25 protein-coding genes, 3 pseudogenes and 4 other annotated features are annotated in these 26472 nt (G+C 65.2%); of the genes and pseudogenes, 13 read left to right on the top strand and 15 right to left on the bottom strand.

Annotated elements, in window-relative coordinates; all coding sequences use genetic code 11:
• Positions 1-232: 232 nt before the first annotated feature.
• From CKW34_RS12550 to CKW34_RS12540, 3 genes are read right to left on the bottom strand one after another with little or no spacing between them, the layout of a single operon-like run.
• Positions 233-634, bottom strand: a complete 402-nt coding sequence (locus CKW34_RS12550) for a hypothetical protein (RefSeq protein ID WP_059384819.1) — start codon at positions 632-634, stop codon at positions 233-235.
• A complete protein-coding gene (locus CKW34_RS12545; protein WP_059384818.1) occupies positions 631-1860 on the bottom strand; it encodes an NRAMP family divalent metal transporter in 1230 nt (409 codons plus the stop codon). The genes CKW34_RS12550 and CKW34_RS12545 overlap by 4 nt, the downstream gene beginning before the upstream one ends.
• Positions 1857-2303 carry a hypothetical protein gene (locus CKW34_RS12540; RefSeq protein ID WP_226949830.1) on the bottom strand — a complete coding sequence of 149 codons (447 nt, stop codon included), beginning with the start codon at positions 2301-2303 and terminating at the stop codon, positions 1857-1859. Before CKW34_RS12540 ends, CKW34_RS12545 begins: the two co-directional genes overlap by 4 nt.
• A 156-nt stretch (positions 2304-2459) precedes the next feature.
• Between CKW34_RS12540 and CKW34_RS12535 the strand changes: the two genes are divergently transcribed.
• Together CKW34_RS12535 and CKW34_RS12530 are read left to right on the top strand one after the other, a co-directional pair.
• On the top strand, positions 2460-3947 hold the full coding sequence (locus tag CKW34_RS12535) for an adenylate/guanylate cyclase domain-containing protein (RefSeq protein WP_059384817.1): 1488 nt from the start codon (positions 2460-2462) through the stop codon (positions 3945-3947).
• Positions 3948-3971: 24 nt separating this feature from the next.
• The gene (locus tag CKW34_RS12530; protein WP_059384816.1) at positions 3972-5255 is read left to right on the top strand and encodes a competence/damage-inducible protein A; all 1284 of its coding nucleotides are present in this window, start codon (positions 3972-3974) and stop codon (positions 5253-5255) included.
• Between the two features lie 27 nt (positions 5256-5282).
• Here the strand turns inward: CKW34_RS12530 and CKW34_RS12525 are convergent, their stop codons facing one another.
• Positions 5283-5930: a pyridoxamine 5'-phosphate oxidase family protein gene (locus CKW34_RS12525; RefSeq protein ID WP_231921726.1), complete on the bottom strand. Its 648-nt coding sequence runs from the start codon at positions 5928-5930 to the stop codon at positions 5283-5285.
• A gap of 130 nt (positions 5931-6060) precedes the next feature.
• Here CKW34_RS12525 and CKW34_RS12520 point away from each other — a divergent pair, with 130 nt between their 5' ends.
• Together CKW34_RS12520 and CKW34_RS12515 are read left to right on the top strand one after the other, a co-directional pair.
• Positions 6061-6744 (top strand): TetR/AcrR family transcriptional regulator, encoded by a 684-nt coding sequence (locus CKW34_RS12520; RefSeq protein ID WP_059384814.1) that lies wholly within the window; start codon positions 6061-6063, stop codon positions 6742-6744.
• Positions 6741-7484 (top strand): alpha/beta fold hydrolase, encoded by a 744-nt coding sequence (locus CKW34_RS12515; protein ID WP_231921725.1) that lies wholly within the window; start codon positions 6741-6743, stop codon positions 7482-7484. Before CKW34_RS12520 ends, CKW34_RS12515 begins: the two co-directional genes overlap by 4 nt.
• Here CKW34_RS12515 and CKW34_RS12510 read toward each other — a convergent pair.
• Positions 7477-8706, bottom strand: a complete 1230-nt coding sequence (locus CKW34_RS12510; RefSeq protein ID WP_080968475.1) for an IS256 family transposase — start codon at positions 8704-8706, stop codon at positions 7477-7479. The two genes, CKW34_RS12515 and CKW34_RS12510, sit on opposite strands and share 8 nt — an antisense overlap.
• Positions 8707-9264: 558 nt before the next feature.
• On the opposite strand from CKW34_RS12510, the gene CKW34_RS12505 reads away from it, so the two are divergent.
• Positions 9265-9489, top strand: a complete 225-nt coding sequence (locus tag CKW34_RS12505; RefSeq protein ID WP_059384860.1) for a hypothetical protein — start codon at positions 9265-9267, stop codon at positions 9487-9489.
• 68 nt (positions 9490-9557) lie between these two features.
• Here CKW34_RS12505 and CKW34_RS12500 read toward each other — a convergent pair.
• Positions 9558-10541, bottom strand: a pseudogene (locus CKW34_RS12500) (transposase); the annotation flags it as partial.
• An 84-nt stretch (positions 10542-10625) separates the two neighbouring features.
• Between CKW34_RS12500 and CKW34_RS12495 the strand changes: the two are divergent.
• The 4 genes and pseudogenes from CKW34_RS12495 to CKW34_RS12480 form a co-directional block, all read left to right on the top strand.
• Entirely contained in the window at positions 10626-10907 is a 282-nt protein-coding gene (locus CKW34_RS12495) for a transposase (protein WP_054807785.1), read from the top strand.
• 29 nt (positions 10908-10936) lie between these two features.
• Positions 10937-11152: pseudogene (locus CKW34_RS12490) on the top strand (IS3 family transposase); the annotation flags it as partial.
• A gap of 324 nt (positions 11153-11476) precedes the next feature.
• Positions 11477-12729, top strand: a protein-coding gene (locus CKW34_RS12485) for an IS3 family transposase (RefSeq protein WP_370670884.1) whose coding sequence is annotated in 2 segments (ribosomal slippage) — positions 11477-11768 and positions 11768-12729 — 1254 coding nt in all. Because the reading frame shifts where the segments join, the coding sequence is not laid out codon by codon here.
• Positions 11755-11886: a sequence feature (AL1L pseudoknot), on the top strand. It overlaps the preceding gene by 132 nt.
• Positions 12730-12760: 31 nt before the next feature.
• Positions 12761-13093: pseudogene (locus CKW34_RS12480) on the top strand (integrase core domain-containing protein); the annotation flags it as partial.
• A 108-nt stretch (positions 13094-13201) separates the two neighbouring features.
• On the opposite strand, the gene CKW34_RS12475 reads toward CKW34_RS12480, so the two are convergent.
• The 4 genes from CKW34_RS12475 to CKW34_RS12460 all read right to left on the bottom strand — a co-directional run bounded on the left by CKW34_RS12475 (position 13202) and on the right by CKW34_RS12460 (position 17245).
• Positions 13202-13591 (bottom strand): hypothetical protein, encoded by a 390-nt coding sequence (locus tag CKW34_RS12475; RefSeq protein ID WP_157742106.1) that lies wholly within the window; start codon positions 13589-13591, stop codon positions 13202-13204.
• A gap of 201 nt (positions 13592-13792) precedes the next feature.
• Positions 13793-15045 (bottom strand): IS3 family transposase gene (locus tag CKW34_RS12470; RefSeq protein ID WP_370670884.1). Its coding sequence is split into 2 segments (ribosomal slippage): positions 13793-14754 and positions 14754-15045, totalling 1254 coding nucleotides; the frame shifts between segments, so codons are not numbered across the junction.
• Positions 14636-14767 (bottom strand) — a sequence feature (AL1L pseudoknot). (Overlaps the previous gene by 132 nt.)
• Positions 15046-15273: 228 nt before the next feature.
• On the bottom strand, positions 15274-16362 hold the full coding sequence (locus CKW34_RS12465) for an alpha/beta hydrolase (RefSeq protein WP_174479695.1): 1089 nt from the start codon (positions 16360-16362) through the stop codon (positions 15274-15276).
• Positions 16363-16777: 415 nt separating this feature from the next.
• Entirely contained in the window at positions 16778-17245 is a 468-nt protein-coding gene (locus CKW34_RS12460; protein ID WP_155419004.1) for a hypothetical protein, read from the bottom strand.
• Between the two features lie 180 nt (positions 17246-17425).
• Between CKW34_RS12460 and CKW34_RS12455 the strand changes: the two genes are divergently transcribed.
• A protein-coding gene (locus CKW34_RS12455) for an IS3 family transposase (protein WP_370670884.1) occupies positions 17426-18678 on the top strand; the annotation gives its coding sequence in 2 pieces (ribosomal slippage) (positions 17426-17717 and positions 17717-18678; 1254 coding nt in all).
• Positions 17704-17835, top strand: a sequence feature (AL1L pseudoknot). It overlaps the preceding gene by 132 nt.
• Before the next feature lie 30 nt (positions 18679-18708).
• Here CKW34_RS12455 and CKW34_RS24540 read toward each other — a convergent pair.
• The gene (locus tag CKW34_RS24540) at positions 18709-19044 is read right to left on the bottom strand and encodes a hypothetical protein (protein ID WP_064059971.1); all 336 of its coding nucleotides are present in this window, start codon (positions 19042-19044) and stop codon (positions 18709-18711) included.
• A 442-nt stretch (positions 19045-19486) separates the two neighbouring features.
• Here CKW34_RS24540 and CKW34_RS12445 point away from each other — a divergent pair, with 442 nt between their 5' ends.
• A complete protein-coding gene (locus CKW34_RS12445; RefSeq protein WP_064059970.1) occupies positions 19487-20455 on the top strand; it encodes a hypothetical protein in 969 nt (322 codons plus the stop codon).
• On the opposite strand, the gene CKW34_RS12440 is transcribed toward CKW34_RS12445, so the two are convergent.
• The 3 genes from CKW34_RS12440 to CKW34_RS12430 all read right to left on the bottom strand — a co-directional run bounded on the left by CKW34_RS12440 (position 20449) and on the right by CKW34_RS12430 (position 23107).
• A protein-coding gene (locus CKW34_RS12440; protein ID WP_370670884.1) for an IS3 family transposase occupies positions 20449-21701 on the bottom strand; the annotation gives its coding sequence in 2 pieces (ribosomal slippage) (positions 20449-21410 and positions 21410-21701; 1254 coding nt in all). The two genes, CKW34_RS12445 and CKW34_RS12440, sit on opposite strands and share 7 nt — an antisense overlap.
• Positions 21292-21423, bottom strand: a sequence feature (AL1L pseudoknot). It overlaps the preceding gene by 132 nt.
• A 130-nt stretch (positions 21702-21831) precedes the next feature.
• Positions 21832-22302, bottom strand: coding sequence for a hypothetical protein (locus CKW34_RS12435; RefSeq protein WP_155739930.1), 471 nt, complete (start codon positions 22300-22302; stop codon positions 21832-21834).
• Positions 22299-23107, bottom strand: a protein-coding gene (locus tag CKW34_RS12430) for an IS5 family transposase (RefSeq protein WP_414896213.1) whose coding sequence is annotated in 2 segments (ribosomal slippage) — positions 22299-22757 and positions 22760-23107 — 807 coding nt in all. Because the reading frame shifts where the segments join, the coding sequence is not laid out codon by codon here. The genes CKW34_RS12435 and CKW34_RS12430 overlap by 4 nt, the downstream gene beginning before the upstream one ends.
• A 43-nt stretch (positions 23108-23150) precedes the next feature.
• Here CKW34_RS12430 and CKW34_RS12425 point away from each other — a divergent pair.
• On the top strand, positions 23151-23465 hold the full coding sequence (locus tag CKW34_RS12425; RefSeq protein WP_064059973.1) for an alpha/beta fold hydrolase: 315 nt from the start codon (positions 23151-23153) through the stop codon (positions 23463-23465).
• A gap of 139 nt (positions 23466-23604) precedes the next feature.
• On the top strand, positions 23605-24363 hold the full coding sequence (locus CKW34_RS12420) for a cutinase family protein (protein ID WP_059384842.1): 759 nt from the start codon (positions 23605-23607) through the stop codon (positions 24361-24363).
• Positions 24364-24615: 252 nt separating this feature from the next.
• Here the strand turns inward: CKW34_RS12420 and CKW34_RS12415 are convergent, their stop codons facing one another.
• Positions 24616-26043 (bottom strand): glyceraldehyde-3-phosphate dehydrogenase, encoded by a 1428-nt coding sequence (locus CKW34_RS12415; RefSeq protein ID WP_059384843.1) that lies wholly within the window; start codon positions 26041-26043, stop codon positions 24616-24618.
• Positions 26044-26472 lie beyond the last annotated feature (429 nt).

Genomic DNA, 26472 nt, shown 5'->3' with positions numbered 1-26472 from the left:
GCGGTGCCGCCACCGGATCCACCACGCGAGCAACACCGGTGCGTGCACATCGGTGCGTTCGAATCCGAGGTACGATCCGCGCCGGCGAGGCGAGAGGAGAATGCCGACGACCTCCGGCGACGCCACTCCGCCGCTGTCCGATGCGGCGGGACGAGCAGGGATGCGGAAACGTATATCGCACACCCACCCGACGCGGTCGCCGTTGTGATCGTGGACGGGAAGGTCGAGCAGATCAGTCAGGAGCATGACGGCCCCCGGGAATACGACTGATGATCTGATCCCGCACCCATCGCTCGGGCCACGTCGCATCCAACGATTCGGACCGCACCCGTAGTCGGAGAGTGATGCCGATGTCGGCGACGTCGTCCCACGTGATCCGATGCAAGCGGCTTCGGGGCAGACGACCCCCGAAGATCCGGGTCATCAATGTGGAGCCGGTGAGGATCGCCTCGATACGCGGCGCCGACGAGGTACCGCCCCCGTCGGATTCGATGCCGCTCAGTTCGATGTCGTCGACCGTGGCAACCGGTACGCCGTCGCAATCGAGGATCTGCCGGTCCAACAGGTGCAGGCGGGCATCGATCAGCCGACCGCCTCGGTCGGTGCCGGTGGATGGGTGCTCGGATGTGCTCATTGGCCTGCTCCGGTGACGATCATCAACGGTATCGCCGCCGCCGAGGCAGCGACAATGATGACCAGGTAGACGGTACCGATCGCGTTGACGACCGGGCCGTTGACATGCTCGCCCATGTACTGCGGGTCGTTGGAGATGATCAGGACCGGTAGATACGTCAAGGGCAGGGCGATTGCGGAGAACACCACCGAGTACTCGGTGACCAGGATCGGGTCCACTCCCGTCATCAGCACACCGACGGCGACGATCAGCAACACCAGCATGGTCAGGTGGAATCGTGCCGCCTCCACCGGCCGTCGGAACTTGCCCCACGACCATCCCAGGAACTGCGCCAGGGTGTAGCCACCGGACAGCGCGGTTTCGAGCGCCGCGCCGAAGGTGGCCGCCACGATCCCGAGGATGATCACTGCGACCGCCAGTTTTCCTCCCGCTTCCGCCACCGGAATCAGCACCTGCGACAGGCTGGACACTTCTACCCCACCGGGCATCAGCACGATCGCCGACAGGGCGGCGATGGCCACCGAGAGGATGCCGCCGAGGGGAAATCCCACGAGGACGTTGAGCCGGGACTTCGCGAGATCTCGCACCGTCCACTTCTCTTCCACCGCCCCGGAGGAGAAGAAGAACACCTCGTACGGAGTCATCGCCGCACCGAACAACGCGATCGCGTAATACCAATATGCCGCCAGGTTTTCGCCGTCCGACAGGGATGGAGTGAACACCTGGTCCGCGAGCTGCCCCCAATCCGAGCCGAGAAGGAACACCGCCACTGCGAACATGACCAGGCACAGTCCGACGACCCCGGTGACGTTCTCCATCACCGAGAACCTCACCCGCCAGATCACCAGCCACACCGCCAGGGCGGCTACCGGAATCCACAACTTCGGGTTCACACTGCTCGCCAACTGCAACGCCAGCGCAATACCACCGACCTCGGCGGTCAACGTCAACAGGTTGATCAGAAACGACGCGCTCAGATTCGCCACTGCCATGCGCGGCCCGAGACGTTCGCGAATGATCTCGAAAGTGGCTCGGCCGCTGACCGCAGCGACGCGACCGGACATCTGCGCGAAGACACAGATTCCCAGCACGCCTACCGGCACCACCCAGGCCAGGGACAACCCGAAACGCGCGCCCACCACTGCATTGGTGACCAGATCACCGATGTCGAGGAATCCCCCGATCGCGGTGAGGATTCCGAGAGCGACGGCGAAGAGACTCTTCATCCGGCCGCCTCGAGGCGGTCTCCGAGATCGAGCAACTCCGTACCTGCACGTCCGAGCTCGGCCGCAACCGCAGTCAGCTCGGTCTGCTCGCCGACTCCCGCAACGATGTCTCGTCCCCGGATGATCTGTCCGGTAACCGTGTTCGCCGCCTGCAGGACCTCGGCGCGCAGGGTTCCCTGGTCGGGGGTGTCCACCTCTCGATCCGCGGTTGCCGAGACGGCCTGGTCGACCTCTTCGAGCATGTCCGACAGGGCGATGTCCGTGGCGGCGGTGGTGTTGCGACCGTCGGCGAAAACCTGCAGGCTCAGCTGAGCCGAGACCGCCGCCGAACCGATCTGCTGCGCTGCCCGACCGAAATCGCCTTCCACCCCGCCGCGCATCGAGGCGCACCCGGATGCGAAGACACCCAGGAGCAGCGCTGCAGCGACCACAGAAAGCAGCACACCCCTGCTCCGGCGTCCACCCGTCTCCCGCGAGACGCGCCGTGAAGACCACGCGTTCCTCACCAACCTCACGATAGAGGCCGGTTTCCGTCGCCGGTCGGTTTCGACAGTGTCGACACTCGTCGCGCTGTCGACCCGGCGCCTATCGTTGTTCCCATGGATCCGCCCGTGACGCGGTACATCCAGCGCGACGGCAACGCACTGGCGTATCAGGCCGTGGGCGAGGGGCCTCATCCGATCGCATGGTTCTGCGAAGACATGATGCATCCGGACCTGATGTGGACCGATCCGCATTTCCACTACAACTTCGAACGTTGCGCCGGCTTCGCGCGTTCGCTGTTCTTCCAGCGCCGCGGATTCGGACTCTCCGATCCCGTCGACCACGTCCCCACGCTCGAGGAGCAGGCCGACGACGTCGTCGCGGTGCTCGACGACGCCGAGGTCGCTCACGCCGCGCTCGTCGGCGTGGCCAGCACCTGCGGGCCCCTCGCCTTGGTGGCCGCTCGGTATCCCGACCGTGTTTCCGGACTGGTCCTCGCCCAAGCCTGGTCCGACACCCTGTTGCCCGAGGACGGCGATCTGCCACCGGGATGGACTGCTGACGAGCGAGACCGGTTCGTCGAGTCGTATCGGGATGCGTACGCATGCTGGGGTCACGGGAAACTCACACCTCTGACGCACCCGACCCTCGATGTCCCGCACAATCGACGCATCATGGCGCTGCTCGAACGTTGCTCCGCCACACCGAGAACAGCCCAGAAACATCTCGAGTGGGCCCTCCGCGCGAACTACTCCTCGATTCTGCCGGCGATCCAATGCCCGACGAAGGTCCTGCACCAGCCGGAGACTCTGTTCGCCCGAGAGGCCGGCCGCAGGGTTGCCGAGCATATTCCGAACGGCCACTTCTACGAGCTGCCACCGATCCCGGTCGGCGCAACGCTGGGTGAAGTGCTGATCCCTGTTCTCGACCACGTGGAGGAGCTCGTCAGCGGCACGGACCATCCGGTCGAGGCCGATCGGTTTCTGGGCGCGGTTCTGTTCACCGATGTCGTCCGCTCCACCGATCTGCTCGCAGAGGTCGGTGACAGCCGGTTCGCGCGGTTGCTGGGCGCCCACGACAGACTCGTGCGTGTGGAGGTCGAGGCCGGCGGAGGCACACTCGTGGGCATCGCGGGTGATGGGACCCTCAGTGTGTTCGACGGTCCCGTGGCCGCGCTGCAGTGCGCACACCGGATCATCCGAGCCACATCGACTCTCGGATTTTCCGTGCGGTCCGGTGTGCATGTCGGGGCGGTCACCCGCGCCGGTCCCGGGTTGACCGGAATGACGGTCCACGTCGGAGCGCGGATCGCTGCGTCCTCCGGGCCTGGGGAGGTGCGATGCTCACAGGCGGTGCGCGAGCTTGCGGTCGGCGGAGATTTCGATTTCACCGACCTGGGCAGGCATCGGCTCAAAGGTGTGCCCGGTCAGGTGCAGGTGTTCAGGGCGACGGTCGGGGCCCGTCCTGCACAGCCTCCGCTGCCGCCACGCCCGACCGTCTCGGACCGGGCAGTATTGACCATGGCGCGCCGGGCTCCCGGCATGCTTCGTGAGCTCGCCCGCCCCGCAGACCGTCGCAACAGAGCAGCGAGGCGTCCACGATGATCGTCGCCGACTAGGCTCGGCTCCGTGAGCGTGCGTGCAGGAATCATCGTGACCGGGACCGAAGTGCTGACCGGGAGGATCTCCGACCTGAACGGACCGTGGTTGTCCGACCAACTCCTGAAACTCGGCGTCGACGTCGCCCACATCACGATCTGCGGTGACCGGCCCGCCGACCTGACCGCACAGTTGCGTTTCCTCACCGAGCAGGGCGTCGATCTCATCGTCACCAGCGGGGGTCTCGGTCCCACCGCCGACGACCTCACCGTCCCCACCGTCGCCGAGTACTGCGATCGCGAACTGCTGCTCGACCCCGAACTCGAAGAACACATCGCAGGTGTCATCCGCCGGTTCCGCCCGGACACCCCCGATCTCGACGCCGGGCCGACGCGTATCGGGATCCGGAAGCAGGCGCACGTGCCCGCCGGTGCCACCGCCCTGCCGCCCACCGGTACAGCGCCGGGCGTGGTCATCCCCGCGGTCGCCGGCGATCGGCCGGTACCGACCATCGTCATCCTGCCCGGCCCGCCCGGTGAGCTGCAGGCGATGTGGCCGAGCGCGGTCGCCTCCCCCGCGGTCGCCGACGTGTTGGCGCGAGCCGACGACCTGCAGCAGCACACCGTGCGCGCCTACGGATTGCACGAGGCCCAACTCGCCGAGACGCTGCGCCGGGCCGAAGCAGAGATCGCCGGCCTCGAACGCCTCGAGATCACCACCTGCCTCCGACACGGCGAACTCGACATGGTGACGCGAGTCGCCTCCGGTGACGCGGACATCTACCACCGCCTTCTCGACATCCTCACCGAACACCATGGACGCCAGATCTTCTCGACCGACGGTTCCACCATCGACGACCAGCTGATCGCCGCCCTCGACGGCCGCACGATCGCGACTGCGGAGTCGTGCACCGGCGGACTCGTCGCTGCGCGGCTCACCGACCGTCCCGGGTCGTCGGCCTATGTCATGGGTGGCGTCGTCTCGTACTCCAACGACGCGAAGTCCGATCTGATCGACGTACCGGCCGAGATGATCGCGGAGCACGGCGCGGTGAGCGAGCAGGTCGCCGCAGCTATGGCCGAGGGTGCCCGACGTCGCCTGAAGGTCGACGTCGCGGTCTCCACCACCGGGATCGCCGGCCCCGACGGTGGAACCGAGGCCAAGCCGGTGGGCACGGTGTGCTTCGGCGTCGCGATCGAGGGACGGCCGACGTACACGGTCACCCGCCGCTTCCCCGGAGACCGCGAAAGGGTCCGGACTCTCACCACCACGGCGGCACTGCATCTGGTTGTCGCACAGCTCCGTCGGGATTGAGCCTGCACGCGCGCACCTCGGCGGCCGTCAGTTCTCCCCCGCCGCCTTCAGCTGTGCCCGAAGAGAATCCACTTCGGCTCGGAGGTCGTTGATCTCGTCGATGTAGGGACTGATCCGGGCGCGGACCGCTTCGTCGGTGTACTGCGGGATCAAGCTCCGCGAGCAGTTCCAGTCGAAGGCCTCGACCTCGATGACGATGCTTCGCTCGCATCGCGCCGAGATTCTCCGACCGTCACCGAGATCGCGCAGCCGGTCGAGAAGCTGCGGGTCGTCGTCCGCATCGACCACCCGCGCGGTACCGAAGACCTTCAACCGCCTCTTCAGCGGAAGGTCCGCGAGGAACAGCGCGACCCTTCCGTTGTCCGCGATGTTCCCGACCGAGACGAATTGTTGATTGCCTCGGTGGTCCGCGAACCCGATCGTCTGCCCACCGAGGTGGTGCAGGAACCCGACGGGTCCGCTGCGGTACTGGACATAGGGCCATCCGCTCGGGGTCACCGTCGCCATGTGGAACTGGAAGCTTTCGCGTACGAGAGCGAGTTCCCGGTCGCCCAACGGCTGAGGTCCTCGGTCGGGTTCGTCGAGGTCGGCACCGTAGGCAACGATGCTGCCCGCAGCTTCCTGACGAACGACCGCCTCCGGACCGAACGCCAGATGGTGATACCTCAACCCCATACCGATCTCCTCGCCGATGTCCGTTATGCCGACAACGAGACAGTGCATCACAATCGACCGTGACCGGAAAGACGCGGGTGTCGACCCTGCAGTTCGCCGAACAGCGGCCGTCTGGTTTACGATACGGAACGTGTCGTATCTGAATGAGCCGCCTGCGCAACGCGGACGTCCACGCGATGCCGAACTCGAGCGTCGGATCACTACCACCGTTCTCGAACTACTGGCCGAGGAAGGCTACGAGGGCGTGACGTTCGAAGCGGTCGCTCGACGTTGCCAGGCGTCGAAGGCAACGCTGTATCGACGATGGCCGTCCAAGCGCGACATGGTGCTCGCAGCAGTGAAGGACGCCCCTGCGCATCCCTCGGCGGTCCCACTCCGGCGCGGCGACACACTCCGCGACGATCTGCTGATGCTTGCGCAACGCCTCAGCCTCACCATGTCCGCAACCGACAGCAACGCCGCCTTCATGCTGCTCCACGCGGGACTCGAAGACCCGGAGTTGTGCGACGCCATCGAGGAGACCGTCGGCCCGACAGGCGCACGCCTCCCCCAGGCGGTCCTCGACGATGCCGTTGCACGAGGCGAACTCCCTTCGGGCGCTCAACCATTCGCATACGAGGAGGTCGTGGGCACAGTCCTGCTCCTGCGACGAGCGAACGGTCTCACCGTCGACGACACCTACCTCGAAGCCCTCGTCGACACCGTCATCATTCCCGCGCTCACCGCGTCCGCCGGCCGAACGGACCTGCCCGCCGGCATCTTCTCCGGCCAGCCCGAAACCTCCACCACGACTACGACTACGGAGACCCCATGACCCGCTGCACCATCGAGGACTTCACCTACCGCACGATCGCCGGGGACGGCGGCGTGAAGCTCAACGTCGCCATCAGTGGCCAGGGGCCGGCTGTCGTCCTGCTGCACGGTTTCCCGCAGACCCACTACATGTGGCGCCACGTCGCCCGCACACTCGCCGACGACCACACTGTGATCGTCCCCGACCTGCGCGGCTACGGTGCCAGCGACCAACCCCCAGCCGACAACCCCGGGACGTATTCCAAGCGCACCATGGCGAACGACATCGTCGCGGTCGCCCGCGAGATCGGTTTCGACCACTTCGGGCTCGTCGGTCACGACCGCGGTGCGCTCGTCGCCGTCCGCGCAGGACTCGACCACCCCGACGCCGTCGACTACCTCGGCATCCTCGATGTCCTTCCCACGATGGACACCTGGGCCGTGCTCCAGGGCGTGAACGCGAAGGTGGCCTGGCATCTCTACCTCATGGCCCAGCCCGCAGGGATGCCCGAGAAGATGATCGCCGCCGTCGCCCCGGAATTCTTCGGCTCGTTCCTCGACGCGTGGGACCCCACCGGATCCACCTTCGCTCCCGAGGAGCGCGACCACTACGGCCGCGTCCTGGCCGGACCGACTCGGCGGCGGCAGCTTCGAACCGGATTTGCCTGTTCAGTGGAACCAAGTCGATGCCGGCGTGTTCGATCTCGATGTCCACGGGAGTGTCCGATAAACGGTGGATCCGGCCTGGCATCGGTTAGTTGATGCGTCCTTCGAAAGTGATCGCGAAGGCATTGAGGGCAGGCTTCCACCTCATCGCCCATCGTGCCCTACCCCGACCGGTGGGGTCCAGCGCCCGCGTCGCAAGATAGAGACACTTCAGCGCGGCCTGCTCGGTCGGGAAATGCCCACGGGCGCGGATCGCACGCCGGTAGCGGGCATTGATCGACTCGATCGCGTTCGTCGAGCAGATCACCCGCCGGATCTCGACGTCGTAGTCGAGGAACGGCACGAACTCGCTCCACGCGTTCTCCCAGAGCCGGACGATCGCCGGATACTTCGGTCCCCACTTGGTGGCGAACTCGACGAACCGTTCCTTGGCCGCGGCCTCGGTCGGAGCGGTATAGATCGGTTTGAGATCGCGGGACATCTCGTCCCAATGCTGGCGTGGTGCGAATCGAAAAGTGTTGCGGATCAAGTGGATAACGCAAGTTTGCACCACTGCGAGTTCCCACACGGTGTTGATCGCCTCCGGCAAGCCTTTCAACCCGTCGCAGACGACGATGCACACATCGGCCACTCCGCGGTTTTTGATCTCGGTGAGCACCGCCAGCCAGAACTTCGCGCCTTCCCCGCCGTCGCCGGCCCACAACCCCAGGATGTCGCGTTCACCGTTGACGGTCACCCCGATCGCGACGTAGATCGGTCGGTTGGTGACCTGACCGTCGCGGATCTTGACGTGGATGGCGTCGATGAACACCACCGGATACACCCGATCGAGGGGCCGGTTCTGCCACTCGGTCATCTCCTCGAGCACCTTGTCGGTGATCCGGGAGATGGTGTCCTTCGACACCGACGCTCCGTAGATATCCTGAAAGTGTGCCGAGATCTCGCCGGTGGTCAATCCTTTGGCGCTGAGCGAGAGCACGATCTCGTCGATGCCGGTCAGCCGCCGTTGCCGTTTGCGCACGATCTTCGGTTCGAAGCTCGAGTCGGTGTCCCGCGGGACGTCGATCTCGACCGGGCCGATCTCGGTGAGCACCGTCTTCGATCTGGTGCCGTTGCGGGAGTTGCCGCTGCCGCGACCGGCCGGGTCGTTCTTCTCGTAGCCGAGGTGCTCGGTCATCTCCGCATCCAGTGCGGTTTCGAGCACGTTCTTCGTCAACTGCCCGAGCAGTCCGTTCGGGCCCATCAGCTCGATGCCCTGCTCTTTGGCCTGGGCCAGCAGCTGCTGCGCCAACTCCAGCTGGTTCACCTCGTCCGCCATGGGCTCCAGTGTTTCCGTCACGGTCGATCCTTCCCGCCAAGCTCGCTGCTCGGCGTGTCAGGCCAACCCGGATCCACCGTTATTCAGACAGTCCCATGTCCACACCGATCTTGCACCGTGGGCAGTGATCGTTCAGCGGTTCAGCTCCGTAGGTCCTGACGGTGCGCCGAACGAAATGGAGGCCAACTTCCTACAGTGTTCCGAGGGGCCACCGGCGATGGCCCACTCGGAACACAGTTGCACGTATGCCAAAGGCGAAGGAGGAGTGCGCATACGTGTCGACGCCGATGACTTTCCGTATGTGGTTGTTGCAGTGAACTGGGTAGACCCCGATCAGCAAGACCTAGAAATTGCGGACGCGCCAACCACATCGTGGGGACTCCAGGTCCTCACTCAATGAGTGATCTCAGCCGGGTGGTAGATGAAGAATCCAGTACATCTACCACCCGGCCGGGTAAGTAGATAGTTCGGCGCGGCGGCAGAGGCGTAATGGCGAAATCAATCGACACTGACACTTCACGGCATGTCCGTGTATGCACAAGCCGTATCATTCAGGCAATGAGCACGAACCACGCGTATGAGGTCTACACCCTCGAACTTGGTCCGTACAGCACCCTTACTGAGCTACACCGCGAGTTGTCCAACCAAGCAGCCACCTTCGCAAATGAAGTGTGCGTGAGTGAGGGGGCGGTAGTGATCTCGATCTCGCATTCAATTGTCGAGGCCGAAGGGAAGTGGGTTGCTTCGGTTGCAGTAACCACGGACCTGGACATCGATAACTGAGCAGCGAATGATCCGCGTCGCCGGTCCAGCCGTTCGGAATGTGTCAAGCGGTTTGAGTCCAGTGGGTGTCAGGCGGCTATCGTGTCGTCCTCCACTGTGGTCTCGGGATCGTCGGCTGGCCGGTTGATATAGACGGTGTCGGACAGGTCGAGGATCTTCGGCGCGGTGGTGGTGCCGAAGCGGTGCGGATGCCGGGCACGGGCGGCATCGAGTACCTGCCGGCGTTCGGCGGCCTTGCCGGCGGCCAGACCGAAGTGGACATCGGCGGGCGTGTGCAACCCGATTCCGGTGTGGCGATGTTCGTGGTTGTACCATTCGGTGAAGCTGATCATGAATTCCCTTGCCTGACTGAGTGATCCGAACCGATCAGGAAACCCTGGCCCGTACTTGAGGGTCTTGAACACCGATTCGGAATACGGATTGTCGTTCGAAACCCGCGGCCGCGAATGCGAACGGGTGACCTCGAGATCGGCCAGCAACGTGGCGACGGACTTGCTGGTCATCGACGTACCACGGTCAGCGTGCACGACCTGCGGAATGCCGTGTACGGCAAAGATCTGCTCCATCAACTCCCGCGCCAGCACACCCGATTCGTGCGCGTGAACATGGACTCCGACGATGTACCGCGAGTAGATGTCGATCATCACGTACGCATCGAAGTAGCGGCCCTTCTCCGGCCCGGCAAGCTTCGTGATGTCCCACGAGTACACCTGCCGCGGCGCGGTCGCGACCAACTCCGGGCAGGTCCTCGCCGGATGCCGCGCAAGCCGGCGACGCTCGCTGACCTGCGCGTTCTCCCGCAACACCCGGTACATCGTGGACACCGAGCACAGGTAGATGCCCTCGTCGAGCAGCTGCGCATACACCTCGAGCGGCGCCTGATCGACAAACCGATCACTATCGAGCACCTCGAGGATGCGGCGGCGTTCGATCGGCGTGAGCTTGTTCGCCGGCTCGACCGGCGGAGCCGACATCACCGGCGGGGTCGGTGTGGTGGCTGCGGTGCGCCGCCGGACCGCGGTCGAGCGGACCACACCGGTCAGCGTGCTGGCCGTGGCGTGTCCCCTGTGAGTAGGTCCGGGTTGTTCTAGAGTCCTGATTGCCCTGGTAAGGGCGAAGAAGGGACGATAGGAATCATGGCGGGACGCAAACGTCACTCGGCCGAGGACATCGTGCGCAAGCTGCGCCGGGCCGACGAGTTGGCCGCGGAAGGCAAGAACGGCGAGGAGATCGCCGCCGCGCTCGAGGTGTCGGCGGCGACGCTGTACAACTGGCGTCGTCAATACGGCGGCATGGATGCCGATGCGGCGAAGGAGCTCAAGGAACTGCGGGAGCAGAACAGCCGGCTCAAGCGATTGCTCGCAGATGCCGAGTTGGAGAAGGACGCGTTGCGGGAGATCGCGAAGGGAAAATTCTAAGCCCGACCGCCAAACGCGCCGCGATCACCATGCTCACCGACACCCTACAGATGTCGGAGCGGTTCGCGTGCAAGGTCGTTGGGCTCTCCCGATCGGTTTACCGGCGGTTGCCGTTGGCGCAGACACCAGGCGACCCGGACGCCGATCTGCGCGCAGAGTTGCGCAGGTATTCCCGCAAGCATCCGCGGCACGGGTTTCGTCGGGCGTGGGCATGGCTGCGCTACGACCAGGGCATCGAGGTGAACAAGAAGAAGGTGCACCGCCTGTGGAAAGAAGAAGGATTGCAGGTCCGGCGTGCCCCACGCCGCAAACGTGCCGGCCAATCCTCGGTTCCGATCGTCGACGCGGATGCTCCGAATGTGGTGTGGGCATTAGACTTCCAGTTCGATTCGACCGTCGACGGCAAGACGGTGAAGATCGCGTCGATGGTCGATGAACATACCCGGATGTCGTTGTTGAACATCGTGGACCGCTCGATCACCGCCGGGCGGTTGATCGAAGGCTTGGAGAAGGCGTTTGTCGCGTACCGGGTCTGTTGGAGGGTCTCATCACACGGAAGGATGAGATCCATGGGAGCACCGCGAAAGTACCCGGAGGAGCTGAAGGAACGAGCGACGCGGCTGGCAGTCGAGGCACGCCGCGATCCAGGATCGAAAACAGGAGCGATCAAGCGGATCGCCGAGCAGTTGGGCATCCATCCCGAGGCCCTGCGCACCTGGGTTCGTCAGGCCGAGATCGACGGTGGTGTCCGCCCCGGCACCACGACGGACGAGGCGAAACGAATCGCCGAACTCGAACGCGAGAACCGAGAACTGCGCCGTGCCAACGAGATCCTGAAGACGGCGTCGGCGTTTTTCGCGGCAGCGGAGCTCGACCGCAAACTCAAGTGATCGTCGACTACATCGACGCCCACAAGGCCGATCACGGGGTCGAGCCGATCTGCAGAGTCCTCACTCGGACCGGTGTGCAGATCGCCCCGTCAACGTACTACGCAGCAAAGACCCGTCCACCCTCAGCGCGGGCGGTCCGCGACGCGGAACTGATCGAAGAAATCCACCGGGTCCACGCCGAGAACTACGCCGTCTACGGTGCCCGCAAGGTCCATGCGGAGCTGCAGCGGCAAGGGATCCGGGTGGCCCGGTGCACCGTCGAGCGCCTGATGCGCGCCGAAGGGTTACGCGGCATCGCCCGGTCGAAGAACCCCCGGACCACGATCGCCGCAGCGGACACCGACAAGCCTGCTGACCTGGTCAACCGCGGATTCACCGCCTCAGCACCGGACCAGCTGTGGGTCGCCGATATAACTTATGTCCGCACGTTCGCCGGATGGACGTATGCCGCGTTCGTCATCGACGTCTTCTCACGCCGCATCGTGGGATGGCAGTTGTCGACGAGTCTGCGCACCGATCTCGCACTCGATGCATTGGAGATGGGCATCTGGACCCGCGAACATGCAGGTCAGGGCCTGTCCCAGTTGATACATCACTCCGACCGCGGAGCTCAATATCGAGCTATCCGCTACACCCAGCGCCTTGCCGAGGCCGGCGCGGTCGCTTCGGTGGGCAGCCGCGGCGATTCGTATGACAACGCCCTCGCCGAGGCGTTCAACTCGCTGTTCAAGGCCGAGCTGGTCCGTAACAAGGGACCGTGGCGCTCTATCGATGACCTCGAAATTGCGGTGGCCGAGTACATCGATTGGTTCAATCACCGGAGGTTGCACGGTGAGATCGGGATGATCTCGCCCGTCGAAGCCGAACAGTCCTACTACGATTCACATAGTCCCGCCGGAACAACCGAGCGGGTCGTCGAGAGCCTCTACTGAAGCCGGGGCGCAACAGTTCGCGATGTGGGGTGGGCCGCCGCTGGTGTTGCGCATGGACAACGGGCCGGAGTTCATCTCGGAAGCGCTGCGGGACTTCTGTGCTGGGTCGGTGGGGGTGTCCTACATTCCGCCGGGTACGCCGTGGAACAACGGGTTCATCGAATCGTTCAACAACCGGTTGCGCGATGAGTGTCTGAACCGCAACTACTGGCCCACTCTGCTCGAGGCCCGGGTGGTGATCGAGGACTTCAAGGACGACCACAATCACCGACACCGTCATTCGGCATTGGGGTACAAGACCCCCGCCGAGTACGCTGCCGGATGCACCCACCGGCACCAGCCCGTGGCGTGCGAGATCGACTGATCGACTGCACAGAGGAACCGGCTCTAGAAACGACCGGACCGACTATCGGGGACCTGCCAGCCGTCCTCGTCGACACCCCGGCTTCGGTCAGTTCGGTCCACGCTACGGTCAGCGCTTGTTGGGCTTGTCGCCGAAATCCGCTCTCTCGGAGAGAGAGTCCAAGAGAGCGTGCGCTTTTCCCATGATGTCCAAGGCGGCCTCGGTGGTGGTCAACCGCTTGTTCGCCCGGGCGAGCTCTTGCTTGAGGCGGGCGATCTCGGCCTGCTCGGCGGTGAGCTTGCCGATCTTCGCGCCGGGCTGCTTGCCGTCGAGGACCCCGGCGTCGCGTTGTTTGCGCCACTCGCTGATCAGCGACGAGTACAGGCCTTCACGGCGTAGGTATGCCCCGCCCTCGTTCGTCTCGCAGGCCTGTTCGTACGCGGCCAGGTGGGAGAGCTTGTCGGCGGGGCTGAACACGCGCCGGCGGGGTCCGTCGGCGCGGGGGTGAGTGGAGGCCATGCGGTCATTGTCCTCGACCGCTGTAGGGGTGGACATCGTCATCGTTGGGTGGACATCGTCATCGTTGGGTTGATCCGTATCTCGCCCTGCAGGCGGGGTTGCTGTGAACCAGTGGACTCAGCTCATGCTGACACGCAGGGCACACCGGGACATGCCATCACCCCAGCTCACAGCACACAGGCTTTCTGTTGCGCCCCGGCTTCAGTAGAGGCTCTCGACGACCCGCTCGGTTGTTCCGGCGGGACTATGTGAATCGTAGTAGGACTGTTCGGCTTCGACGGGCGAGATCATCCCGATCTCACCGTGCAACCTCCGGTGATTGAACCAATCGATGTACTCGGCCACCGCAATTTCGAGGTCATCGATAGAGCGCCACGGTCCCTTGTTACGGACCAGCTCGGCCTTGAACAGCGAGTTGAACGCCTCGGCGAGGGCGTTGTCATACGAATCGCCGCGGCTGCCCACCGAAGCGACCGCGCCGGCCTCGGCAAGGCGCTGGGTGTAGCGGATAGCTCGATATTGAGCTCCGCGGTCGGAGTGATGTATCAACTGGGACAGGCCCTGACCTGCATGTTCGCGGGTCCAGATGCCCATCTCCAATGCATCGAGTGCGAGATCGGTGCGCAGACTCGTCGACAACTGCCATCCCACGATGCGGCGTGAGAAGACGTCGATGACGAACGCGGCATACGTCCATCCGGCGAACGTGCGGACATAAGTTATATCGGCGACCCACAGCTGGTCCGGTGCTGAGGCGGTGAATCCGCGGTTGACCAGGTCAGCAGGCTTGTCGGTGTCCGCTGCGGCGATCGTGGTCCGGGGGTTCTTCGACCGGGCGATGCCGCGTAACCCTTCGGCGCGCATCAGGCGCTCGACGGTGCACCGGGCCACCCGGATCCCTTGCCGCTGCAGCTCCGCATGGACCTTGCGGGCACCGTAGACGGCGTAGTTCTCGGCGTGGACCCGGTGGATTTCTTCGATCAGTTCCGCGTCGCGGACCGCCCGCGCTGAGGGTGGACGGGTCTTTGCTGCGTAGTACGTTGACGGGGCGATCTGCACACCGGTCCGAGTGAGGACTCTGCAGATCGGCTCGACCCCGTGATCGGCCTTGTGGGCGTCGATGTAGTCGACGATCACTTGAGTTTGCGGTCGAGCTCCGCTGCCGCGAAAAACGCCGACGCCGTCTTCAGGATCTCGTTGGCACGGCGCAGTTCTCGGTTCTCGCGTTCGAGTTCGGCGATTCGTTTCGCCTCGTCCGTCGTGGTGCCGGGGCGGACACCACCGTCGATCTCGGCCTGACGAACCCAGGTGCGCAGGGCCTCGGGATGGATGCCCAACTGCTCGGCGATCCGCTTGATCGCTCCTGTTTTCGATCCTGGATCGCGGCGTGCCTCGACTGCCAGCCGCGTCGCTCGTTCCTTCAGCTCCTCCGGGTACTTTCGCGGTGCTCCCATGGATCTCATCCTTCCGTGTGATGAGACCCTCCAACAGACCCGGTACGCGACAACCCGCCAGATAAACAGGCGCTGAACTGGCCGGACGGCATGTCCCCACCCCGCGTGGGTGGGGACCCGGTTCCGGGCACTTCAGTACACGCGCGATCACGACACAGACGGGCGCATGCGGATGCAGTCGTGCCGGGTACCTGACGATCCCGGTGAGCGGTCACCGGCAATGTTGGGTCATTGCGGCTGCGGCAACCCCAGTTCCTCGGCCAGCAGCGGCCAGGACCGGTGGAATGCGTCCTGCCAGTAACCCCACGAATGCGTCCCGGCCGGCTGCAGATCGAACGTCGCGGGAATGTCGAGCTCACGCAGACGGGTCTGCAAATTGGTGGTGCACCAGTGCACGGCCGCTTCGATCACCCCGCCGACGACGACCTGATTGGCCAACGCCAGCCCTTGCTGATCAAGCGCCGCGTCCTGCTCCCCGATGGTGAACTCGTTGCCGAGGGTGTCGTGCGGGCCGGGCAAACCCGTCGCATCCGAGATGAACAGACGCGTGCCGCGCAGCCCTTCGGCGTTGACCACCGGATCATTGGCCACCCACGCCGGATCATCGTCCTCGCCGTACATATTGCGCACATCGCCGCCGCCCCAGGTCTCGACGACCAACTTGACGAACTCGCGGCCGACCGGATCCGAGGTCTGGGCGCATCCGCTGTACCCGGCCACCGCCGAATAGAAGCCGGGTTTGGCGATCGCGTACTGCAACACCGCCGTGGCGGTCATCGAGTTCGCCGCGATGGCCTGCACGCCGTTGGTGTCCAAGGCGGCGTCGATCAGTGGGGGGAGTTCGTCGAGGAAGAACGTCTGCCACTTGTTCATCCCGAGGTTCGGGTCTTCGCGTTTCCAGTCGGTGTAGTAGGAGAACGCCCCACCGAGGGGCATGACCACATTGACGTTCTGACCGGTCAGGAACTCCCCGACATCGGTGTTGGCCCACCACGTCGCCGAATCGGTGCCACCGCCCGCCCCGTTGACCAGATACAGCACCGGACGCGGCTCGGACGCATCGTGGGGGCGTTGCACCCGCACCGGGATGGTCGTGTCCATCGCCGCCGAGTACACCTGCACCGTCAGGTACTGGCCGTCGATCTCACTCGAGACGATGCGCGAGCCGTTCGGGGCGACCGGATCGGCGAGCAAGCCCTGCGAGGCCACGATCGGATCGTCGTCACGGTCCTGCGCCGACGCCACCCCACCGCCCAGAGGCACGAGCATCATCGCCGCCACCGCCGCGGCGAGCATCCTCGCCCGTCTCGTCCCCATCGATGCTCGACTTCGCACGTCGACTCCCCTCACCCTCACCCCCGGCCCGAACGGCCAGATAGTCCCGACCCCTCATGTTCCGGACGCGTCGACGCTACCCAACACCGCAACGCAGAGCCGACACCGACACCGGCACAGGGCCATCGAACCCGCAGGAACCTGACCACCGGCCGCACTTCGGCGATATCCGAACAGCCTGCCTGTGTGGAGCACGGAGATCGGTCAGATCATGTGGGCCGCTGCGACACTGCGCTCTGAGCTGCACTGATGACACGTCCCCCGGCATCGGTCCACGACGCCGCCGGCCACGCGGTCACTCTCGCCGGCTACACCGCCGCCGACGCCCACACCTACGACGTCCGCATCTACCCCACCCGCGCGTAAGCGGCGGCAGGAACTACATCTTCGGCGTCGACTACTGCTGTTTAAAACCGGTCGAGGCAGTTTGGCGGCGTTTTCGCCACCACAGCACCGCGGCGACTATCGGCGCGATCAGGACGATCCATCCGACGACGGGAATCTGTGCAGTAAACCCAAGAAGGACCAGCCATACGAAGGCGATAACCAGCCACCTCACGAGCTTTTCCCCGAGGAGCAGACCTCCACCCTGAGCAGCACGAGCTGCCTCGGTAGCGTGAAGCTGCGCCTGGCGCTTGGCTTGCTGGGACTGCCGAAACGCACGCTTCGCTTCTGCTCGTTGCGCGGCTTTTTCTTCCTGCTTCAACTGTCGTCGCTCGGCTTCGCCTCGCTTGTACTCCGCCTGGGCGATGCGCTCCATATTCTTGGCCGATCGAGCGGCTCTCTCCGCCGCTACCCGCGTACGGGCCGAATTGCAGTAAACACACGACGGGTCATCGAACACCAAATGGTTACGGCAGGTCACCGACACAGGGTAGACGGTGGAGCACCCGAAGCGCCTCGCTAGACACTCTGGTTCACGCCACATCCGAGAGGCGAGATGAGACCGTGGCCTGCCGGGTTGCGGCCATCGCCTGGGGCACCCGGGCACTGTGTCGCGTACCGGGTCTGTTGGAGGGTCTCATCACACGGAAGGATGAGATCCATGGGAGCACCGCGAAAGTACCCGGAGGAGCTGAAGGAACGAGCGACGCGGCTGGCAGTCGAGGCACGCCGCGATCCAGGATCGAAAACAGGAGCGATCAAGCGGATCGCCGAGCAGTTGGGCATCCATCCCGAGGCCCTGCGCACCTGGGTTCGTCAGGCCGAGATCGACGGTGGTGTCCGCCCCGGCACCACGACGGACGAGGCGAAACGAATCGCCGAACTCGAACGCGAGAACCGAGAACTGCGCCGTGCCAACGAGATCCTGAAGACGGCGTCGGCGTTTTTCGCGGCAGCGGAGCTCGACCGCAAACTCAAGTGATCGTCGACTACATCGACGCCCACAAGGCCGATCACGGGGTCGAGCCGATCTGCAGAGTCCTCACTCGGACCGGTGTGCAGATCGCCCCGTCAACGTACTACGCAGCAAAGACCCGTCCACCCTCAGCGCGGGCGGTCCGCGACGCGGAACTGATCGAAGAAATCCACCGGGTCCACGCCGAGAACTACGCCGTCTACGGTGCCCGCAAGGTCCATGCGGAGCTGCAGCGGCAAGGGATCCGGGTGGCCCGGTGCACCGTCGAGCGCCTGATGCGCGCCGAAGGGTTACGCGGCATCGCCCGGTCGAAGAACCCCCGGACCACGATCGCCGCAGCGGACACCGACAAGCCTGCTGACCTGGTCAACCGCGGATTCACCGCCTCAGCACCGGACCAGCTGTGGGTCGCCGATATAACTTATGTCCGCACGTTCGCCGGATGGACGTATGCCGCGTTCGTCATCGACGTCTTCTCACGCCGCATCGTGGGATGGCAGTTGTCGACGAGTCTGCGCACCGATCTCGCACTCGATGCATTGGAGATGGGCATCTGGACCCGCGAACATGCAGGTCAGGGCCTGTCCCAGTTGATACATCACTCCGACCGCGGAGCTCAATATCGAGCTATCCGCTACACCCAGCGCCTTGCCGAGGCCGGCGCGGTCGCTTCGGTGGGCAGCCGCGGCGATTCGTATGACAACGCCCTCGCCGAGGCGTTCAACTCGCTGTTCAAGGCCGAGCTGGTCCGTAACAAGGGACCGTGGCGCTCTATCGATGACCTCGAAATTGCGGTGGCCGAGTACATCGATTGGTTCAATCACCGGAGGTTGCACGGTGAGATCGGGATGATCTCGCCCGTCGAAGCCGAACAGTCCTACTACGATTCACATAGTCCCGCCGGAACAACCGAGCGGGTCGTCGAGAGCCTCTACTGAAGCCGGGGCGCAACACTGCGCTGCCACCAGCTACTGCGGCCGTCCATCGGGCCCGCCACCGAAGGTGTGGTCCTGCACCCGCTCCCCGACGGTCGGGAGATGCACCCGGCCGCTGTCCAGATCGATCCACCCGTCCCCGCCGACAGACAGGTCCATCCGGCCGTTCTGCTTGCCGACGATCTCCTCCGCCGTGTGTCGGGTTGCCGGAGAGAAGAGTTCGTCCATCACCCCCAGCATGCCCGCCCCCGCATCCGCCGATCCGCCGCCGGATGTGTGCCGTCGCCAATAGATCCAGCCTTTGCGTTCGGCCCACAACGCCAACTGATCGAACCCCACCACGATCGCCACCGCGATCGCCCCGACCACAACAATCTCCATTGCCCCCACTCTTCCGGCCGTCGACCGCAGCGTCACTGCGGTCGGCCACCCACTCCCGCTGTGCGCGCCCTGCGCCCACGTACCCCTGCCACGGACCAGAACACGGCCGGCACGCACGCTACCGGCCGCCGACGCATTGTCCGAGGCGCACCAGAGCTCCAATATCGACCACAGTCCCACCACACCGCGTACGTGCCGGACCCGGCACCGCCCCGCGACACTCGTCGCACCCGACGAGCGTGCCCATGTCGCCGCCCCCTCCGGACTCCGGCGGACTATCGGAGCAATCGCACAGAAACCGGATATGACCTCGTGTGATGACACGTCCCCCGCCCTGGGCAGACACGCCGCCGGGCGCCGGAAAACGCACACCCTCGGCGCGGCTGTCATCCGGCCACCCGGAACGTGCCGGCCGATAGGGTGACCGATTGTGGCCACCGTCCTGCACGCACCGCACCCCTGGCCGGCCATCACCGCGGCCCTCCGCAGCCGAGGGCCGCGCCGCGTGGCCATCGCCTACCTCGACCACACCGCGCCCGACCTTTTGCCGCTGCGGGCCGGGGACCAGCTGGTCGTCAACGCCGCCCGCCCCGCGGTGCGCGCACACGCCACCTCCCCCACCGCCCTCGCCCACTTCCTCGACGTCGGGGTGCAGGTGCTGTCGACTGCGAACCTGCACACCGGTCTGATCGTCACCGCAGAGAAGGTGATCGTCGGCCCGGCCAGCGCCTCCCATGCCTCCACCGTCGCCGACGAAACCGCGCTGATCACCGACGACCCCGCCGCCGTCGCCGCAGCACATGCCTTCCTCGACCGTCTCGAAGACACCGCCGTGGTCGATGAGGTGTTCCTCGACAGCGCCACCGCCATCTGGCAGATCGGCCGCGTCGTGCCGTTGGCCGGGATCGGCAGCCGCGCGCGTCTCGAGCACGACTTCCTGCCCACCCCCGTACGCCGGATGTTCCTGCGACACCTTCACGACTACACCCCCACCGACGACGAGACCAGCCAGGTCTCCCCTGCGCCCGGCAGGGGCGGGCCGGACCCGCGCTACCGCACCGAATGGGTCCGCGAGGACAGCCCAGGCCCCGACCGTCGCACCCGCCTCGAGCCCGGCGACGTCGTGATCCGGATCAGCGACGACAACACCCGGCTGGACCCGCCGGCCGTCGTCGACACCGGCCCGCACCGCATCCCCCACACCCGCCACGCCCTGGCCTACCGGTTACGCGCCCGCACCGACCTCGACCCCATCGCCATATCCGACGCCGCGCGCATCCTCACCGACCGCGGTCACTCGAACCCACGCCTGCACCGCGACCACCGCATCATCTCCGCGAGCCTGCGCGCCGCGGTGCTGGCTCTGTGGAGACTGTGTGTTGCGCCCCGGCTTCAGTAGAGGCTCTCGACGACCCGCTCGGTTGTTCCGGCGGGACTATGTGAATCGTAGTAGGACTGTTCGGCTTCGACGGGCGAGATCATCCCGATCTCACCGTGCAACCTCCGGTGATTGAACCAATCGATGTACTCGGCCACCGCAATTTCGAGGTCATCGATAGAGCGCCACGGTCCCTTGTTACGGACCAGCTCGGCCTTGAACAGCGAGTTGAACGCCTCGGCGAGGGCGTTGTCATACGAATCGCCGCGGCTGCCCACCGAAGCGACCGCGCCGGCCTCGGCAAGGCGCTGGGTGTAGCGGATAGCTCGATATTGAGCTCCGCGGTCGGAGTGATGTATCAACTGGGACAGGCCCTGACCTGCATGTTCGCGGGTCCAGATGCCCATCTCCAATGCATCGAGTGCGAGATCGGTGCGCAGACTCGTCGACAACTGCCATCCCACGATGCGGCGTGAGAAGACGTCGATGACGAACGCGGCATACGTCCATCCGGCGAACGTGCGGACATAAGTTATATCGGCGACCCACAGCTGGTCCGGTGCTGAGGCGGTGAATCCGCGGTTGACCAGGTCAGCAGGCTTGTCGGTGTCCGCTGCGGCGATCGTGGTCCGGGGGTTCTTCGACCGGGCGATGCCGCGTAACCCTTCGGCGCGCATCAGGCGCTCGACGGTGCACCGGGCCACCCGGATCCCTTGCCGCTGCAGCTCCGCATGGACCTTGCGGGCACCGTAGACGGCGTAGTTCTCGGCGTGGACCCGGTGGATTTCTTCGATCAGTTCCGCGTCGCGGACCGCCCGCGCTGAGGGTGGACGGGTCTTTGCTGCGTAGTACGTTGACGGGGCGATCTGCACACCGGTCCGAGTGAGGACTCTGCAGATCGGCTCGACCCCGTGATCGGCCTTGTGGGCGTCGATGTAGTCGACGATCACTTGAGTTTGCGGTCGAGCTCCGCTGCCGCGAAAAACGCCGACGCCGTCTTCAGGATCTCGTTGGCACGGCGCAGTTCTCGGTTCTCGCGTTCGAGTTCGGCGATTCGTTTCGCCTCGTCCGTCGTGGTGCCGGGGCGGACACCACCGTCGATCTCGGCCTGACGAACCCAGGTGCGCAGGGCCTCGGGATGGATGCCCAACTGCTCGGCGATCCGCTTGATCGCTCCTGTTTTCGATCCTGGATCGCGGCGTGCCTCGACTGCCAGCCGCGTCGCTCGTTCCTTCAGCTCCTCCGGGTACTTTCGCGGTGCTCCCATGGATCTCATCCTTCCGTGTGATGAGACCCTCCAACAGACCCGGTACGCGACAGTGACCATCTCTGGACCGTGGACCGGCGGCCTACCCGGTTCACCCACTGACGTGCGTAGATGGCACGTCCCCCGTGCCTTACACTGCCGGCTGCATCGCCTCGGCGGCGAAGGTTTCTGTCCACCACCGGTCGAAGTTGGCGTGCTCTTTCGGTAACGCCAGGGCCGGGGCGACGACGAAGTACCGCTCGACGGTCGGGAACACCGGGCCGCGTTCGTGCTGGTAGACACGCAAGATTCCATCGTCCCCGATGTCCGGGCGAACCTTGTTCTGTGCGGCTCCGTCGACCGCGAGGCGACCGAGGATGTTGTGCATGCTGGCCCGGGGGCCGCGGCCGCGGATGCGAACCGAGCGTGCGGCATTGCCGAGCTTGGTCGGGTCGGTCTTGCGGGGCCGCAGGATGCGGCGAATCTCGTAGATGGCGTGCTCGTGGCTCTCGAGGATTGCCTCGAAGGCATCGAGGACGTTGTCGAGCTGGTGCTCGCGGAGCATGTCGATCAGGCGGCGGCCGCCGACGAGGCCCTGCGCTGGATTGAGAGCATGTCTCATTTGGTGAGTTTCTTGAAGCAGGTCAGCGCAGCGGCGAGTTGGAGAAAGGAAGCAAAGTTCTCACCGTGACGTTCGTAGCGCATCGTCAGCCGGCGATAGCCGCTCAGCCAAGCCAGGGTGCGTTCGATCTTCCATCGGTAGCGGCCGAGGCGTTCGCTGCTGTCGACGCCGCGGCGGGCGATCCGCGGAACGATGCCCCGGGCCCGCAGCCACCGGCGGTGTACGGGGTAGTCGTAACCCTTGTCCGCCCGCAACCGGCCGGGTCGGCGGCGCCGCGGACCGCGACGCGAACGCACCGCCGGAATCGCAGCGACCATGGGTTGCAGCATGACACTGTCGTGGGTGTTCGCCGAGGTCACCGCCGTGACGAGGGGAATGCCGTCGGCATCGGAGAGGATGTGGATCTTCGAGCCGTTCTTGCGTCGATCGACCGGGCTGGGACCGGTCAGAGAGCCCCCCTTTTCGCCCGCACGTGCGCTGCGTCCAGGATCGCGGCGGACCAGTCCAGGTCCCCACCGGCACCGAGCCGATCGAGGACCCGGCGGTGCAGCTCGTCGAACACCCCGGCCCGAACCCAGGTGGTGAAGCGGCGGTGTGCGGTCGGAACGCTGACCCCGAACGACGGTGGCAGGTGCCGCCAGGCACAGCCGCTGGTGAGCACGTAGACGATCGCGGTGAACACCGCCCGATCATCGATCGCCGCCCGGCCGCCGCCTTGGGGCCGCGCCCGGAATCCGGGCAGCAACGGTTCGACGATCTCCCACAACGCATCCGGTACCAGCCGGGAAGACAACGCATCGACCACGGCAGTGCATTATGCCGCACAAACGATCTAGGCCATAAGAGACATGCTCTACGTCACCCGCTCGATCAACTCCATCGACTCGATCGTGGCCGACTACCGCGCCACCGCCGGCATCGACCTCGACATGGACCTCGCCGACCGCGAACGCGGCGCTCGGCTCACCATGCCCGTCGCGGTAATCTCCCAGGACTGGGGCTCGCAACTGGGCTTCGACGCCTCGGCCCTCTGGCAAGCGTGGGCACCCGACTTCACCTATCAGGCCACTACCAGCGGCCACTTCATGGCCGAAGAGAACCCCGGGGAGATTGCCGCCTTCATCACCGAATTGGCCGCCCGTACCCCAGCTGTGCAGGCCTGACGGAATGGCCACCGAACTCCCCCACCGGGGGTGAGCATGATCACCGGAAAGCGCGCATCTTTAACATGCCGAACAAACGAGACGTCGATATCATCGACCTCAATTGTTGTCTGTCGGGGGCACACGAGGAGAATCGCGCATGTCCCGGATCGATCGCAGACGCACACGTACCGTCGGCCTGCTCGTCGCAGGTCTGCTCACTGCAGGACTGAGCGTCGCGGGTCCCGTCGGTTCCGCGTCCGCCGACCCGGTTCGCAACTGCCCCGAACGGTATGTCCTCGCCGTCGACGGAACCCGAGGCTTCGAGACCCTCGACTCGATCGATCCCGAGTCCCCCTTGGCGAAGATCTCCGCTCGGTTCGAGGCTCCCGGCACCGTGGTCGAACACATCCGCTACCCCGCAGTGGTCGTGCCGCTGCCGGGGACCGGCTCGCACGACGATTTCGACGGCATCGACGACGACGGCACCATCGCATACGACAGGTCGAAGCAGATCGGGCATCAGCGACTCCGCCAGACCATCACCGTCCGACACAGCACCTGCCCCGACTCGGACCTGCTGGTTCTCGGCTACTCGCAGGGCGCCTCGATCGCCGGCGACGTTCTCGCCGAGGTCGCCGCCGACGGATCCGTTCCCCCCGAGCGGATCTCGGGCATTCTCTACTCCGACCCCCGCGACGACCGCGGCGTCGAGACCCTGTTCCCGGGTCCCGTGGTTCCCGGCGTGACGCTCGGCGGCGGCCGCAACGACTTCGGCGAGATCCACGTCGAACGAGTCTGCATCGAAGGCGACGCGATCTGCGACGGTCGTACGCCCGAGGACGGCAAGGACTGGCTTCGGGAGAACGTGACCGGGTATTTCCAGCTGCACACGAAGTACCCCGACTACCAGCCCTGACCGAGTCGGGCCGGACGGTTCCCCGACCGCGAGGGTCGGTGCACAGCAGGGCCGGAGTGGCGAACCCAGGGGAGGTTGTGTGCGAGTTCTTCACCGGAACCGCACACAACCTCCCCTGATTTCGACGGCCGCTACTCCTCCTCGACGCCACCAATGGCCCTACGCACGAGAGAACCCACCCTCAGGTGAGGATGGGTTCTCTCGTCGACGAGTCGCTGGAGGACTGTCGTTGGTCCGATCCGTACAGGACTGCTATGCCTGTGCAGCGGCAGGCGCCTCGACATGCTCCACGGGGCCGGCTTCCGTGATGGGATAGACGGGGTACTCCACACCCGACAGGTACTGGACGGTACGCACCACCTGGCACGAGTAGCCGAACTCGTTGTCGTACCAGACGTAGAGGATGGCGGTGTCGCCGTCGACGATCGCTGCGTTGGCGTCGATGATGCACGCCGCGCGCGATCCGATGAAGTCGCTCGACACTGCGTCGGTGGCCGAGGTGTAGTCGAGGTTGCGGCGCAGCGCACCGGTCAGCGACTCCTGGTGCAGGTGCTCGAGCACCTCTTCCTTGGTGGTCTCACGAGTCAGCTGCAGGTGCAGGATCGCGACGGACACATCCGGCGTAGGAACGCGGATCGAGTTGCCGGTGATCTTCGCCTTCAGATCGGGAAGCGCCTTCGCGACCGCCGAAGCTGCGCCGGTCTCGGTGAGCACCAGGTTGAACGGCGCGGAACGACCGCGACGGTCGGCCTTGTGGTAGTTGTCCAGCAGGTTCTGGTCGTTGGTGAACGAGTGCACCGTCTCGACGTGGCCACGCAGCACACCGAACTTGTCGTCCATGGTCTTCAGCGGCGGCACGATGGCATTGGTGGTGCAGGACGCGCACGAGACGATCTTCTCGTCCGGGTCGATGGCGCGGTGGTTGACGCCGTGCACGATGTTCGGAAGGTCGCCCTTACCCGGTGCGGTGAGCACCACCTTGGCGATACCGGGGCGAAGGTGGTTCGACAGCCCGTCGCGGTCGCGCCAGATGCCGGTGTTGTCGATCAGGATGGCGTTGTCGATGCCGTACTCGGTGTAGTCGACGCTCGCCGGATCGTTGCTGTAGATGAACTTGATGACGTTGCCGTTGGCGATCAGGGCATTGTTCTCGGCGTCGACCTTGATCGTGCCGTTGAACTGCCCGTGGACCGAGTCGCGACGCAGCAGAGACGCACGCTTGGTCAGGTCGTCACCACTGCCCTTCCGCACCACCACAGCGCGCAGGTTCAGGCCGTTGCCCGAGCCGGCCTTCTCGATGAGCAAACGGGCGACGAGGCGGCCGATCCGACCGAAGCCGTAGAGGACGACGTCCTGCGGCTTCGCGGGGCTCGTCTGAGCGCCACCGACCAGGTCCGAGAGGGTCTCGGCGACGAACTCCGGGATGGACCGTCCGGCGCCCTCGGCCTGATAAGCCGTCACCAGTAGACCGAGATCGATCTTCGACGGCTGCAGGTCGAGATCGGTCAGCGCCTCGAGGAACGGGAAGGTTGCCTCGACCGACAGCTCGTCGCCGCGGATCTGACGTGCGAAACGATGCGTCCGCAGAATGCCGATCACCGACTTGTTCACGAGGGAGCGGCTGTGAAGCAAGATCGTGACCGAATGCCGACGGTGCAGACCGCCGATGATCGGGATCATTGCTTCCGCAATAGCCTCTTGCGAGTTCCACTGTGCCAATTCCGGGGTGCTCACTGCGCTCCTCTGCCTTTCCGGCTCGTCTGACACGTCGCAGGCTGTTGGGTGCAGCCCAGACGAGACGCACGTCACTCGCCGGTCGGTGTCCGGATCGGTGGAACCGTACGCGACCGACGCCGATTACGGCGTGCGTACCGCCAAGCATATGAAAGAGCTCTCACGGGTCGACGCCCGGTAGGCGATACGCGCCCGCGGCTTACTCCCGACAGAGACAATGCCACTTCCGGCAGGACTCTCCCCGGCCGGCGATTCACGAGGTTCACGTCCGCCGAGTGATCGAACGGGCCTCCCGGAGAGGTGGGTCTCGGCGACACCGGGCGTCAGCTCGAGAACGAACCGCCCTGCAGATTCCCAAGGCGGCCCAACAGACTC

This window comes from Rhodococcus rhodochrous, assembly GCF_900187265.1.
Classification (GTDB): Bacteria; Actinomycetota; Actinomycetes; order Mycobacteriales; family Mycobacteriaceae; genus Rhodococcus; species Rhodococcus rhodochrous.
Note: the sequence above shows the minus strand (reverse complement) of the source record. Positions and strands in the feature narration are given on the sequence as shown.

Bases quoted from the DNA above. Each gene is read 5' to 3' on its own strand.
- CKW34_RS12550 (WP_059384819.1), bottom strand. From the start codon at position 634: ATGAGCACATCCGAGCACCCATCCACCGGCACCGACCGAGGCGGTCGG.
- CKW34_RS12545 (WP_059384818.1), bottom strand. From the start codon at position 1,860: ATGAAGAGTCTCTTCGCCGTCGCTCTCGGAATCCTCACCGCGATCGGG.
- CKW34_RS12535 (WP_059384817.1), top strand. From the start codon at position 2,460: ATGGATCCGCCCGTGACGCGGTACATCCAGCGCGACGGCAACGCACTG.
- CKW34_RS12525 (WP_231921726.1), bottom strand. From the start codon at position 5,930: ATGGGGTTGAGGTATCACCATCTGGCGTTCGGTCCGGAGGCGGTCGTT.
- CKW34_RS12515 (WP_231921725.1), top strand. From the start codon at position 6,741: ATGACCCGCTGCACCATCGAGGACTTCACCTACCGCACGATCGCCGGG.
- CKW34_RS12510 (WP_080968475.1), bottom strand. From the start codon at position 8,706: ATGGCGGACGAGGTGAACCAGCTGGAGTTGGCGCAGCAGCTGCTGGCC.
- CKW34_RS12505 (WP_059384860.1), top strand. From the start codon at position 9,265: ATGAGCACGAACCACGCGTATGAGGTCTACACCCTCGAACTTGGTCCG.
- CKW34_RS12495 (WP_054807785.1), top strand. From the start codon at position 10,626: ATGGCGGGACGCAAACGTCACTCGGCCGAGGACATCGTGCGCAAGCTG.
- CKW34_RS12475 (WP_157742106.1), bottom strand. From the start codon at position 13,591: ATGGCCTCCACTCACCCCCGCGCCGACGGACCCCGCCGGCGCGTGTTC.
- CKW34_RS12465 (WP_174479695.1), bottom strand. From the start codon at position 16,362: ATGGGGACGAGACGGGCGAGGATGCTCGCCGCGGCGGTGGCGGCGATG.
- CKW34_RS12435 (WP_155739930.1), bottom strand. From the start codon at position 22,302: ATGAGACATGCTCTCAATCCAGCGCAGGGCCTCGTCGGCGGCCGCCGC.
- CKW34_RS12425 (WP_064059973.1), top strand. From the start codon at position 23,151: ATGCTCTACGTCACCCGCTCGATCAACTCCATCGACTCGATCGTGGCC.
- CKW34_RS12420 (WP_059384842.1), top strand. From the start codon at position 23,605: ATGTCCCGGATCGATCGCAGACGCACACGTACCGTCGGCCTGCTCGTC.
- CKW34_RS12415 (WP_059384843.1), bottom strand. From the start codon at position 26,043: ATGATCCCGATCATCGGCGGTCTGCACCGTCGGCATTCGGTCACGATC.